This window comes from Armatimonadota bacterium, from assembly GCA_017993055.1.
GTDB lineage: Bacteria > Armatimonadota > UBA5829 > DTJY01 > DTJY01 > JAGONM01.
In genome coordinates, this window is sequence record JAGONM010000005.1 from 42,674 (window position 1) to 55,310 (window position 12,637).

Consider the following 12,637-nt stretch of genomic DNA (forward strand, 5'->3'; position numbering starts at 1 on the left):
TCGGCCGCTATCATTCCCTACTCTACGGTCACGCTCTTGGCAAGGTTCCTCGGCTGGTCAATCTCGCGACCGAGAATCTGCGACGTCCAGTACGAGAGTAACTGCAGAGGGATCATCGTCGGGACAGGCATGAAGAGGTCGGCCATCTTCGGCACCCACACCACATAGTCCACTACCTCGCTCAGGTCGGGGTCGCCTTCCTTGAGCAGGGCAAGGATCGTCGCGCCACGAGCCTGCATCTCCTTGACGTTGGAGATGGTCTTCTCGCGGACGTGCTCCTGGGTGATCGGAACGATGACCCATGTGTCGTCGGTGATGAGGGCGAGCGGGCCGTGCTTCATCTCGCCGGCGGCGTATGCCTCGGCATGGATGTAGGATATCTCCTTGAGCTTCAGCGCGCCCTCGAGGCCGACGGCGTAGTCGAGCCCGCGGCCGAGGAAGTACGCATGCTCCTTCGGGGAGAGCGCCCTGGCGATCTCCTTGATCTGCTCCTCGGTCTTCATCGCTTCGGCGGCCAGTTCGGGGAACTTGCGAAGCTCCCGAACGTATTCCTTCTCCTGCTCGGCAGAGATGGTCCCTCTGGCGCGAGCCAGGAAGACACCCATCACGTAGAGGCCGATGATCTGGGTGATGTACGCCTTGGTCGAGGCGACGCATATCTCCGGGCCGGCCTTCGTGTAGAGGATACTGTCGCACTCTCGATAGAGCGAGCTTCCCACCACGTTGACGACGGCGGCCGTGGTCGAGCCGTGCTGCTTGGCGAGTCGGATCGCGGCCAGCGTGTCGGCGGTTTCGCCGGACTGGCTGATGGCAATGACCAGGCTCTTGTCGTCCAGGATCGGTCCCCTGTATCGGAACTCGGATGCGAGGTCCACCTCTACCGGCACGCCGAGGACCTTCTCGAAGAAGTACTTGCCGACGCACCCGGCGTAGTATGCCGTGCCACATGCCACGATGTAGATGCGGTTGAACTTCTGGAGCTGCTCAGGAGTGAGCTTCATCTCCTCAAGGTTGATCGTATCATCGGCGGTCAGCCTGCCTCGGAGGGCGTCCTTGATGACGGCAGGCTGTTCGTGGATCTCCTTGATCATGAAGTGCTCGTAGCCGCCCTTCTCAGCCGCTCCGGCGTCCCACGTGATCTCGAGCGTTTCGCGCTCGACGGGCGCGCCGCTGACCGAGTTCAGGGTGATGCCGTCCTTGGTCAGAACGGCCATGTCGCCGTCTTCGAGCACCTTGAAGAAGCGGGTATGTCCCAGCAGGGCCGGGATGTCGGAGGCGATGTAGTTCTCGCCTTCGCCGACGCCAAGGATCAGCGGGCTGTCCTTGCGCGCGGCGACGAGCATGCCCGGATTGCCGCTGCAGACGACGCCGATCGCGTACGAGCCCTCGACTTCCTTCACGGCGCCGCGGACGGCCTCGAGCAGATCGCCCTTGTAGTGCTTCTCGACGAGGTGCGCGATGACTTCGGTATCAGTCTCGGACTTGAAGACGTGGCCCTGCTCCATCAACTCGGCCCGAAGATCGAGATAGTTCTCGACGATGCCGTTGTGCACGACCGCGATGCTCTCGTCGCAGCTCGTGTGAGGATGCGAGTTCGGGGTCGAAGGCGCGCCGTGGGTCGCCCATCGGGTGTGGCAGATGCCCAGCGTGCCCTTGAGGTCCTGAGTGATGGCCTGCAACTTCTTGATCTTGCCTACGGTCTTAACCACCTCAAGCCCACCGTCATTGACGACGGCAACTCCGGCCGAGTCGTAGCCGCGGTACTCCAGCTTTGAGAGCTGATCAAGCAGGGACTCGACGCAGTTCCTGCTTCCAACGAATCCTACGATTCCACACATTCTGAATCTCCCTCGATTCTTTCTAAGAACACGGAAGCACGGAAGGGGATGGAAAAACAGGAATCATTCTAAGCAAATGCCCTGTTCCCTCTGTATCTCTGCGTTCTTTGGTTTAGTAAACTTCTGCCGCCTGACACAATAAGGCGACGCGGCACGACATGCCCGCGTCGTCGCGACAACTAAGTCAGTCGTTGGATATGATACCACAGGAGAACGGGTTCGTAAAGGGGTTGCGAAAACGATTACACAGACGGAAGCACGCGAACAATACGTCCCTCGACCTTGAGACGGCCCTGGGCGAAGAGCTGTACGGCTTCGACGTAGGACTGGTGCTCCAAGGGCAGGATTCGGGCGGCGAGCGTTTCGGGAGTGTCGCCCTCCTCGACGGGGACGCACTTCTGGATGATGATCGGGCCCGTGTCGTACTGCTCGTCAACGAAATGTATCGTGCAACCGGAAACCTTCGCGCCGTACTCGATCACGGCATTGTGGACGTGCTCGCCGTACATACCCTTGCCGCAGAACGAGGGGATCAGCGCGGCATGGGTGTTCATGATGCGCGCGCGGTAGGCCTTGACGATCTCCAGGGGCAGGATGCGCATGTACCCGGCGAGGCAGATAAGGTCTACCTGATGCTCCGAAAGGAAGTCCATGATTCGGCGGCCGTAGCCCTCGTCGGTGTCGAACTCTTTGGGGCGCACCTCGACCGCCGGGATGCCGTTGTCGCGGGCGCGCTGCATGGCGGGCGCATCGTCCTTGACGCCGATGACGACGGCGACGCGTCCGTCAATGCGACCGTCCTTGCAGGCGTCTATGATCGCCTGGAGGTTGCTCCCACGGCCGTGGCCGGAGATCATTACGGCGATGTTGATGCTCATGCGACGCCCTCCTACTCGTGAATCGTACTCGTAATCGTAATCGAAAACTTCGATTACGATTACGATTTGGAGCACGACTACGAACGTCTAGACGATCTGGACTTCGCGGCTGCCCTTGCGGACCTCGCCGATGTACAACGCAGTCTCGCCCATCTCAGCCAGGCGGGTTAGAACCGCGCTCTCATCTTCCTTGGGTACGATCAGCACGAAGCCGATGCCCATGTTGAACGCGCGGTACATCTCTCGATCCGAGACGTTGCCAAGTTCCTGGATCAGCTGGAAGATGGTCGGCGGGGTGAAGGTCCGGCGCTCGACCACGGCCTGGCAGTCCGCCGGAAGCGCCCTCGGGATGTTGTCGTAGAAGCCTCCGCCGGTGATGTGGGCCATCCCGTGGACATCGAACTCGCCGAGGATCGCCTGCACCGATCGGCAGTAGCTCCTGTGCGGACGCAGCAGTTCCTCGCCCAGAGTCATGTCCAGGCCCGGCACGAACTGGTCCACTCGAAGCTTCGCCTTCTCGAGGAAGATGTTCCTCACCAGCGAGAAGCCGTTAGTATGCAGGCCGTTTGACGCGAGCCCGATGAGCACGTCGCCGGGAAGGGCCTTCGAGCCGTCCACGATCTTCTCCCGGTCAACGACGCCGACTATGCACCCCGCGAGGTCGTATTCGCCGGCGAGATACATTCCCGGCATCTCGGCGGTCTCCCCGCCGAGCAGAACGCAGTCGTGAGCCTTGCACGCCTCCGAGAGCCCCTTCACGACATCCACGACCACGGACGGCAGCAGTTGCCCGGTGCCGAAGTAATCGAGGAAGAAGAGAGGCCTGGCGCCCTGGACCAGGATGTCGTTGACGCAATGGTTGACGAGATCAATGCCGATGGTGTCGTGCTTGTTCATGGAGAAGGCGATCTTCAGCTTCGTGCCGACGCCGTCTATGCTCGAGACCAATATGGGCTCGCTGATACCCGCCAGATCGAGCCTGAACATCCCGCCGAACGCGCCGACATCGGCGAGCACGTTCGACGTGAACGTCCCGCGGATGTATTCTTTCATGCGTAGAACGGCCTCGTTGCCGGCATCTATGTTTACTCCCGCATCCTTGTAGGTCGAGATGTCGTCCATGGTGGATTCCTCCAATCACCGTGATTCGGAGCGAGGCGGAGAACCTCCCGCGGTCGAAACAGGATTCCTCGCTTCGCTCAGAACGACGGGGGTCGTGAGCTAACTCGCCCGCGACTTCGGCTTCCTGTGGCTAAGAACGGCGGTCTTGCCGTGGTCGGCAGGCTGATCTCCGCCGTCTTCCAGCGCAAACTTGCACACCTTGAGGTCTTCGGGAATCTCGATGGGGTATTTTCCATCGAAGCAGGCCAGGCAGAACTTGTCGCGCCTGCAACCAAGGGCCTTCACCAGGCCCGGAATACTCAGGTACCCGAGGCTGTCTGCACCGATGTGGTCCTTGATATCGTCGTTCGTTCGGCCCGAGGCGATCAGTTCCTTCTGCTTGGCCATATCTATGCCGTAGAAACACGGGTACTTGATCGGCGGCGAGCTGATCCTGACGTGGACCTCCCGGGCGCCCGCATCCTTCAGCATTTTGATCGTCGGACCGGTCGTCGTGCCGCGCACTATGCTGTCCTCGACCATCACTATCTTCTTTCCCGCGAGCGTCTCCTTGAGCGGGGCGAACTTCATCTGCACGCCGAGTTCGCGCATCCGCTGATCAGGCTCGATGAACGTGCGGTGGACGTAGCGGTTCTTGATGACGCCCTCGCTGTAGGGTATCCGCGAGGCCTGCGCGTAGCCGATAGCTGCGGGCGTGCCGGTGTCCGGGATCGGGATGACGACGTTGGCGCCGGGAGCGGGGCACTCCTCGGCCAACTCGTGGCCCATCCGCTGCCTGGCGAGATGGAGCGTCTTGCCGTACATGTGGGAGTCGGGCCGCGCGAAGTAGATGAACTCGAAGACGCAGAGCGCGTGGCGCTTGGTCGGGACAACCTGAGTCTCGGTGATGCCGTTCGTGTCAATGACGACCATCTCACCCGGCTCGACCTCGCGCAGGTACTTGCTGCCGACGAGGTGGAGCGAGCACGTCTCGGACGACAGGACGTAGGAGCCGTTTAGCCGTCCGAGACTGAGCGGCCTGATGCCGTATGGGTCCCTGACCCCGATCAACTTGTCCTGCGCGAGGATAACCAGCGAATACGAGCCCTTGGCCTTGTGCATCATATCCTCGATGGCCCGCTCGATGGTGGTCTCGCCGCTGCGGGCAATCAGCCGCGCCATGACCTCGGTGTCGCTGGTTGACTCGAACGTCTCGCCCTGAGCGACGAGATCGGCGCGAAGCTCCGAGGTGTTGATGAGGTTGCCGTTGTGGCCGAGGGCGATCGTGCCCCAGGGCGACTCGCAGACCACCGGCTGGGCGTTGCAGAGGACGCTCGATCCCGTGGTGGAGTAGCGGTTGTGCCCGATGGCGATGTGGCCCTTGAGATCGAGCAGGATGTGCTCGTCGAAGACCTGAGTCACGAGGCCCATGTCCTTGAAAACGCGCACCGTCCGGCCGTCGGACACGGCCATGCCGGCACTCTCCTGCCCTCGGTGCTGGAGGCCGAACAGGCCGAAATACGTCAGCCTGGCGACATCCTCGCCTTCAGCGTAGACACCGAATACTCCGCATTGTTCACGTGGCCGGTCGAGTGAATCTGACAATGTAGTACGTCCCCCTGTTGATCACAGGACTCAGAGCCCCAACCTCTCGAAGACCACGTCAACGTTGCGGACATGGTGCTTGTAGTCGAACAGTTCGTCAAGGTCGTGCTTGCTGAGAAGGCCGAGAACACGCTGGTCGGACTCCAGGGCGTGCCGGAAACTCTCGCCGGCCCAGGCCTTCGCGGCGTTCTCCTGCGCGATGACGTAGGCTTCCTCGCGGGACAGGCCCTTCTCGACCATCTTAAGCATGATCCGCTCCGAAAAGACGAGCCCGCCCATCTGCTGCATGTTGCGAGTCATGTTCTCCGGGTAGACGACCATCCGCTCGACGACCCGCGCGAACGTGTGCAGCAGGTAGTCAACGAGGATGCAGTTGTCCGGGATGACGATTCGCTCGACGGACGAGTTGGTCAGGTCGCGCTCGTGCCAGGAGACGATGTTCTCGAGCGCCGGGAACGAGTTCGCGCGCACGACCCGCGACAGACCGGCAACCTGCTCCGACAGGCGCGGGTTGCGCTTGTGCGGCATCGCCGACGAGCCCTTCTGACCCTTGAGGAAGTATTCCTGGACTTCGAGTATCTCGGTGCGCTGAAGGTTTCGCAGTTCGGTAGCAAAGCTCTCGAGCGAACCGGCGATGATCGCCAGCGCAGTGAGGTACTCGGCGTGGCGGTCGCGGGCGATGATCTGGGTGGAGTGCTCCGCTACCTTCAGGCCGAGCGTGTCACAAACATACTGCTCGATGCGGGGGTCTATGTTCGCGTATATTCCGACCGCACCCGAGACCTTGCCAAAGCTGATGGCCTCTCGCGCGGAGTGCATCCTCTCGAGGTCGCGGAGGACCTGCGCGTACCATCCAGCGAGCTTGAACCCGAAGGTGATCGGCTCGGCGTGGATTCCATGGGTCCGCCCGATCATGAGGGTGTACTTGTGCTCCCGCGCCTTCTCCGCCACGACCTCCGCGAGGTGACCGAGGTCTTCGATGATGAGGTCGGCGGACTGCTTCATCAGCAGGCACAGCGCGGTATCCACGATATCATAGGAGGTAACACCGTAGTGGACGTACTTTCCCTCCTCGCCGAGGTTCTCCGTGACGGCCTTCACGAAAGCCATCACATCGTGCTGGGTGGTCTCTTCGATCTGGAGGATGCGCTCGACCGTGAACTTCGCGCCGGCCTTGATCTTCGCGGGGGCATCCGCGGGGATGTAACCGTACCGCGCCAGCCCCTCAGCGACGGCGATCTCGACGTCGAGCCACGCCTGGAAGCGGTTGTGCTGGTCCCAGATGGCCCTCATCTTCGGGAGCGAGTAGCGTAGGATCATACCGGTTTCTTGCCCTTCTCCTCTATGCTCTTTTCGAGTCCGCTCTTGTAATCCTTGATCTTCTGACGCAACCCGGGATGCTTGAGCGACAGAATCTGAGCCGCCAGCACACCGGCGTTCTTCGCGCCGTTGATACCGACGGTAGCTACGGGAACGCCCGACGGCATCTGCACGATGGAAAGCAGAGAGTCGAGTCCGTCCAGTACCGTCTTGATCGGTACGCCGATGACCGGCAGAGGCGTGAGCGAGGCAATGACTCCCGCGAGGTGGGCCGAACCGCCCGCCCCGGCGATGATCGCGTCGAACCCGGCATCCTCGGCACCCTCGGCGAACCGCGCCGCGAGATGAGGACTTCTGTGCGCAGAGACTATTCTGACCTCGCACTCCACGCCGAGGTCGTTCAAGATATCCGCTGCTTCCTGCATGACCGGGAGGTCCGAATCACTCCCCATGACTATCGCGACTTTGCCGGCCAACGGTTCTTTGCCCTCCGGGGAAGAGTACTGGTCTGACGGGACTCACGGGTCGTATGGAATCTACAGGATCACTCTATCACGCGCGCGCCGATATCGGTGCGAAAGTGCATGTTCTCGAACTTGATCCTGCTGGCGCCGACGTATGCCCTGTCCCGAGCCTCGCGGAACGATCTGCCGACCGCGGTAACTCCGAGCACGCGCCCTCCGGCAGTCAACGTCCGGCCGTCAACCATCCTGGTGCCGGCGTGAAAGACGGTTACGCCCTCAACCGCAGCGGCTTCATCGAGGCCGGTAATCGGCTTGCCCGTCTCGTACTTGCCGGGGTATCCGCCGGACGCCAGCACAACGCAGACTGCACTGCCATTATAGCATTTCACGTCGAGCGAGTCGAGCCGGCCATCCAGGGAAGCCTCGATCAACTCGATCAGATCGGTCTCCAGCAGAGGGAGCATCACCTGTGTCTCGGGGTCGCCGAACCGGGCGTTGTACTCGATGACCTGAGGGCCCTCTGCCGTGAGCATAATTCCGCAGTAGAGGGTGCCGGTGTAGGTGCGACCCTCGGCCTTCATCGCGGCGACGGCAGGCTTGATGAGGGTCTCGATGCACTGATCGTACATCGCCGGCGGGACGACCGGCACGGGTGAGTAGCAACCCATCCCGCCGGTGTTAGGGCCCTTGTCACCATCGTAGACGCGCTTGTAGTCCTGCGCGGGAGTCAGGGGCGCAACGTGCGTGCCATCTGTGATGACGATCAGCGAGGCCTCCTGGCCGGAGATGCGCTCCTCGACCAATATGCGTTCGCCCGCTTCGCCGAAGACCTTCTTCACCATCATGTCGTCTACGGCATCGAGCGCCTGGGACTTCGTGTCGCAGATGATGACTCCCTTCCCGAGCGCCAGCCCGTCGGCCTTGACGACGATCGGCAGATCCTGGGACCCGCCGGACAGATCCTCGATGTATGCGTTCGCCCTGGCAGGATCGTCGAAGACGCGGAAATCGGCGGTCGGGATGCCGTACTTCTTCATCAACTCCTTGGAGAAGACCTTGCTGCCCTCGATAGCGGCGGCGGCCTTGCCGGGGCCGAAGGTTCGAACCTCGGCGGCACGGAGAGCGTCGGCCATGCCGTCGAAGAGCGGGTTGTCGGGGCCGATGATGACGAGGTCAATCGCCTGCTCCTTCGAGAACGCCACGATGCCCGGGGTGTCCGTGACCTTGATATCAACGCACTCGGCGAGTTGGGCCGTCCCCGCGTTGCCGGGGGCGCAGTATATCTTTTCGACTCTCGGGCTTTGCGCTGCCTTCCAGGCCAATGCGTGCTCGCGGCCCCCTGAGCCGACGATGAGGACTCTCATTCGCGTGCCTCCCTGGGTGATGCCAGATTGCCGAACGATGCGTACTGCTGAAGGAACTTCAGCTTGATCATGCCGGTGGGGCCGTTCCGCTGCTTGCCGATGATGATCTCAGTCACACCCTTCTCCTGCTCGGAGTCATCGGCGGCGGCGGGAGGCTCCTCGGCGGGCACTCCGTCCTCGTCCACCGCAATCTCCTTGCGCTTGTAGTAGTCGGCGCGGTAGAGGAACATCACGAGATCCGCTTCGGCCTCTATGGAGCCGCTCTCGCGCAGGTCGGAGAGCATCGGGCGCTTGTCCTGCCTCTGCTCGACCGCACGGCTGAGCTGCGAGCATGCGATCACCGGGACCTGCATCTCGCGCGCGAGGCTCTTCAGCGCGCGGGCCATCTCCGCTATCTCCTGGGTGCGGTTCTCCACCCGCCGGTGAGACTGCATGAGCTGAAGGTAGTCTACGACAACCAGGCTGAGCCCGTGCTCGGCCTTGAGCCGCCGGCACTTGGACCGCATCTGCAGCGCGGTGACGTCGGTGGTGTCATCTATGAAGATGGGGGCGGTATACAACCTCCCGACTCCCTCCGCGAGCTTCGGCCAGTCGCGATTCTCCATGTAGCCGGTCCTAAGTCGGTGAGCGTCAACGTGCGATTCGGAGCAGATCAGGCGAAGTGTGAGTTGTTCCTTCGACATCTCGAGGCTGAACACCGCCACCGGTTTCTGCTCTTTGACCGCGGCATGCCGGGCGATGTCGAGCACGAACGCGGTCTTACCCATCGAGGGCCGCGCGGCGACGATCACGAGGTCGGAGTTCTGCAGGCCGGAGGTGATGTTGTCGAGATCGCGAAAACCGGTCGGCAGACCGGAGACCTTGGCCTTCTCGTTGTACTGCTTCTCGATCCGCTCGAAGGCCTCCTGAGAGAGGGAGCTGATCGGCGAGAAATACTGTCCGACGCGTCTCTGGGAGACTTGAAAGACCATCCGCTCAGCGCGGTCCATCACATCGTCTATTGACTCGACTTCGCCGTGACTGATTCCGATGATCTGCATCGAGGCGTCAATGAGCCGCCTGAGGATGGACTTCTCCTCGACTATGTGAGCGTAGTACTCGACGTTCGACGCGGTGGGAACACTGTCAATCAGCGACATGATGTACTCGATGCCGCCGACGGCTTCCAGTTTGCCGCTCCCTCGAAGCTCCTCCTGAATGGTGATGATGTCAACCGCCTCGCTGCGCTCCGCCAGCGACAGGAGGGCGTTGAAGATCACCTGATGGGCCTCCCGATAGAAGTCCTCGGGTCTGAGGATGTCCATCGCCTTCTCGAGACCGGCGCGGTCAATCATCATGGAGCCGAGCGTTGACTGTTCGGCCTCCAGATTCTGAGGCGGGACTCTGTCCAGTAACTGAGTTAGCTGCATTGCGGTTCCTGATTGGCGCGGGCACCGGCAACCGCCAGGGTGACGGCGCCGGTACGACCACGAGCGTGAGCGGGGGCGCTACTCGCCCACTACCTCTACCGTCATGCCGACCGTGACGTCACGGTGCAAGTGGATGCGGATATCGTGCGTGCCGACGGACTTGATCGGCTCGTGAGAATCTATCTTCCTCTTGTCAACCTTGGCCCCAAGATCGTTCTGAATCGCCTCGGCGATGTCGGCCGGAGTAACGGCCCCATAGAGCTTCGTCCCCTGCCCGACTTTGCCCTTGATCGTGACCTGCTTGCCCTCGATCTTCTCAGCGAGCGACTTTGCATCCTCGGCGAGCTTCTCGCCCTTCTGCTCCTCAGTCCGACGGCGCCGGTTCAACTCGGTCATGTGCCCGCCCTCGGCGGGAACGGCCAGATGCCGCGGAAACAGGAAGTTCCGGGCGTACCCCTCCGAGACGTTGACTATGTCATCGGGCTTCCCCAGACTCTTCACCTCACGGACCAGTATGACTCTCATGGTTCCTCCTTGTTTTTCTACTTGTCTCGATCGAAAACCGCAGACTATCTTGTCAGGCGCACGCCCAGCCCGGCCCTGTTCGCGCCCAGCAGTTCGTCCACGCCCAGCAGCACGGACCAGTCGTCGTTCAGACGATAGCCGGCCTTAGCATCGAGCCTGATGTGCTCCGCACCGTACAAATCCAGGCTGCCGAACGTCATCCCGGAGAAGCGGCGGTCGAGCCCCAGGCCCAGCTTGGACGAGTAGAAGCCGTATCGCAGATCCGTCCGGCTGTTGAGGGGCTTCGCGCCCTGCAGAATCAGCCTGTTGCCGGCCCCGACGTCGTACAGCCCAAGCCTGATGTAGTCATCACCCCGCAGAGGCACCTTCGTCGTCAGTTCGGCGCGCAGACGGTCATCGCCCGGCAGATACAGCACATCGAGGTCTACCCCCTCGGCGGGTGACTTGAAGCTCGGCCTCTTGGCGGAGAAGACCCTGTTGACCCGGTCTATGGTCTCCCGGGCTTCGCCGACGGCGGCCCTTGTCTCGGCGACTGTCTGGCGGATGTCCTCGTGGAACTTGGGATCGGTCATCAGGCTCTCGACTCCCAAGGCGCTCCTCTCGAGGCTCGAGACGACCCGTTCGAGCGTTTCGGCCGAACGGCGCGCAGACGCCGTCGTATCCCGCAGGTCTCCCTGTATGACACCCTCGGCAACAAACGACTCCAGTTCCGCGGTCATTCCTCGCACACTCTGTCCGGCGGAGCGCAAGCTGGACATGATAGCATCAATGTCGTCCTGGGAGCGTACCACAGTCTGACCGGCGGACGCCATTATCGCGTTCAGTTCCCCGGTAGCGCGGGCGATATTGGCCACCGATTGAGCGATGCCGGCGTTCAGCCTCTCATCGCCCATCATTTCCTTGAGACTCGCCGTCGCATCCGCAAGGTTCTCGAGAACTTCCTGCGCCTTAGGCATCATATCCTCCAGCCTGGCGGGAATGACGCCTTCCACAGTCGCGCCGTCCGACATGAAGCGCGATGATTCGCGGTTCGGGATCACCTCGATAAGCTGCTGAGAGATGAGAATGCCGCTCTGCAGCGCGAACTGAGAACCCTCCGGAATGCGGTACTTGCGGTTGATGTCGAGCACGACCTTCGCGCGTTGATCGTCGTTGAGCGTCACGCTCGAAACCTGCCCGATCGTGACACCCGCCATGCGCACCTCAGCACCCGGCATGATCCCGAGTGCGTTGTCGAATGTCACGCGGACGCTGTACTTGTTGCGGCTGAACGTATAACCCTTGAGGAACAGGAAGACGCCCGCAAGGACCGCGACAGCCAACAGGACCAATATGCCTACTCTGGCCGCAGGACTAAGTGTCATACCCTACCCTCACTCCCTCACCGACGGCTTGATGGGGCCTTCGGCCCGGCCCTGGATGAACTGCTGAACACGTTCATCACTGGAGGAGCGAATCTCGTCAGGACTCCCCAAGGCGATAATCGTGCCGTCATGAAGCATGGCGACCCTGTCGGAGATCGAGAAGACGCTCTTGATATCGTGCGAGACCACCACCGAGGTCACGCCAAGCTTGTCTCTCATATCCACTATCAGGTCGCCGATAACCTGCGTCATCACCGGGTCGAGTCCGCTGGTGGGCTCATCGTAGAACAGGAGTTCCGGGTTCATGGCGATGGCCCGAGCCAACCCTACCCGCTTTCTCATACCACCGCTCAGCTGAGCCGGGAGCATTTCCTCAGTGCCCGGGAGACCGACAAGATCGAGCTTCTCCGCGACTATGTCGCCTATTTCCTTCCTGCCGAGCCTGGTGTGCCTCGCCAGAGAGAAAGCGACGTTCTCAAAGACGGTCATCGAATCGAATAGGGCGCCGTACTGGAAGACCACGCCAGCTCGATGGCGAACGCGGTTCAACTCCTCCTCGGGCAGGCGGGTGATGTCCGTCTGGTCGAGTATCACTTGCCCGGACGCCGGCCGAATGAGTCCCGACATGATCTTCAAAAGGGTAGTCTTCCCCGATCCCGACATACCCATAACGGTCACCGTCTCGCCCGCCCGGATGTGCAGGTTGAGATCACGCAGGATATCCCTGTCATCAACCCGGTAGTGTAGTCCCCTTACGGTAATCAACTCA

The 12,637-nt window shown here is 61.5% G+C and carries 11 protein-coding genes; all 11 read right to left on the minus strand.

The genetic code is table 11. The annotated features are described in order from the left end of the window. Window positions 1-17: 17 nt before the first annotated feature. Window positions 18-1,838, minus strand: coding sequence for a glutamine--fructose-6-phosphate transaminase (isomerizing) (gene glmS, locus KBC96_03415; protein ID MBP6963435.1), 1,821 nt, complete (start codon window positions 1,836-1,838; stop codon window positions 18-20). Between the two features lie 242 nt (window positions 1,839-2,080). Further along, the gene (locus tag KBC96_03420; protein MBP6963436.1) at window positions 2,081-2,716 is read right to left on the minus strand and encodes a phosphoribosylglycinamide formyltransferase; all 636 of its coding nucleotides are present in this window, start codon (window positions 2,714-2,716) and stop codon (window positions 2,081-2,083) included. Between the two features lie 87 nt (window positions 2,717-2,803). Further along, entirely contained in the window at window positions 2,804-3,838 is a 1,035-nt protein-coding gene (locus KBC96_03425) for a phosphoribosylformylglycinamidine cyclo-ligase (GenBank protein MBP6963437.1), read from the minus strand. A gap of 99 nt (window positions 3,839-3,937) precedes the next feature. Then, a complete protein-coding gene (locus KBC96_03430) occupies window positions 3,938-5,422 on the minus strand; it encodes an amidophosphoribosyltransferase (protein MBP6963438.1) in 1,485 nt (494 codons plus the stop codon). 30 nt (window positions 5,423-5,452) lie between these two features. Beyond that, window positions 5,453-6,742 carry an adenylosuccinate lyase gene (locus KBC96_03435; protein MBP6963439.1) on the minus strand — a complete coding sequence of 430 codons (1,290 nt, stop codon included), beginning with the start codon at window positions 6,740-6,742 and terminating at the stop codon, window positions 5,453-5,455. Beyond that, entirely contained in the window at window positions 6,739-7,194 is a 456-nt protein-coding gene (purE, locus tag KBC96_03440; GenBank protein ID MBP6963440.1) for a 5-(carboxyamino)imidazole ribonucleotide mutase, read from the minus strand. Before purE ends, KBC96_03435 begins: the two co-directional genes overlap by 4 nt. 92 nt (window positions 7,195-7,286) lie before the next feature. Further along, the gene (purD, locus tag KBC96_03445) at window positions 7,287-8,570 is read right to left on the minus strand and encodes a phosphoribosylamine--glycine ligase (GenBank protein MBP6963441.1); all 1,284 of its coding nucleotides are present in this window, start codon (window positions 8,568-8,570) and stop codon (window positions 7,287-7,289) included. Further along, complete coding sequence (gene dnaB, locus KBC96_03450) at window positions 8,567-9,979, minus strand: replicative DNA helicase (GenBank protein MBP6963442.1); 1,413 nt, start codon at window positions 9,977-9,979, stop codon at window positions 8,567-8,569. The genes purD and dnaB overlap by 4 nt, the downstream gene beginning before the upstream one ends. Window positions 9,980-10,057: 78 nt before the next feature. Continuing rightward, the gene (rplI, locus tag KBC96_03455; GenBank protein ID MBP6963443.1) at window positions 10,058-10,504 is read right to left on the minus strand and encodes a 50S ribosomal protein L9; all 447 of its coding nucleotides are present in this window, start codon (window positions 10,502-10,504) and stop codon (window positions 10,058-10,060) included. Window positions 10,505-10,548: 44 nt separating this feature from the next. Next, window positions 10,549-11,868: an MCE family protein gene (locus KBC96_03460; GenBank protein ID MBP6963444.1), complete on the minus strand. Its 1,320-nt coding sequence runs from the start codon at window positions 11,866-11,868 to the stop codon at window positions 10,549-10,551. A gap of 9 nt (window positions 11,869-11,877) precedes the next feature. Then, complete coding sequence (locus KBC96_03465; protein MBP6963445.1) at window positions 11,878-12,633, minus strand: ABC transporter ATP-binding protein; 756 nt, start codon at window positions 12,631-12,633, stop codon at window positions 11,878-11,880. Window positions 12,634-12,637 lie beyond the last annotated feature (4 nt).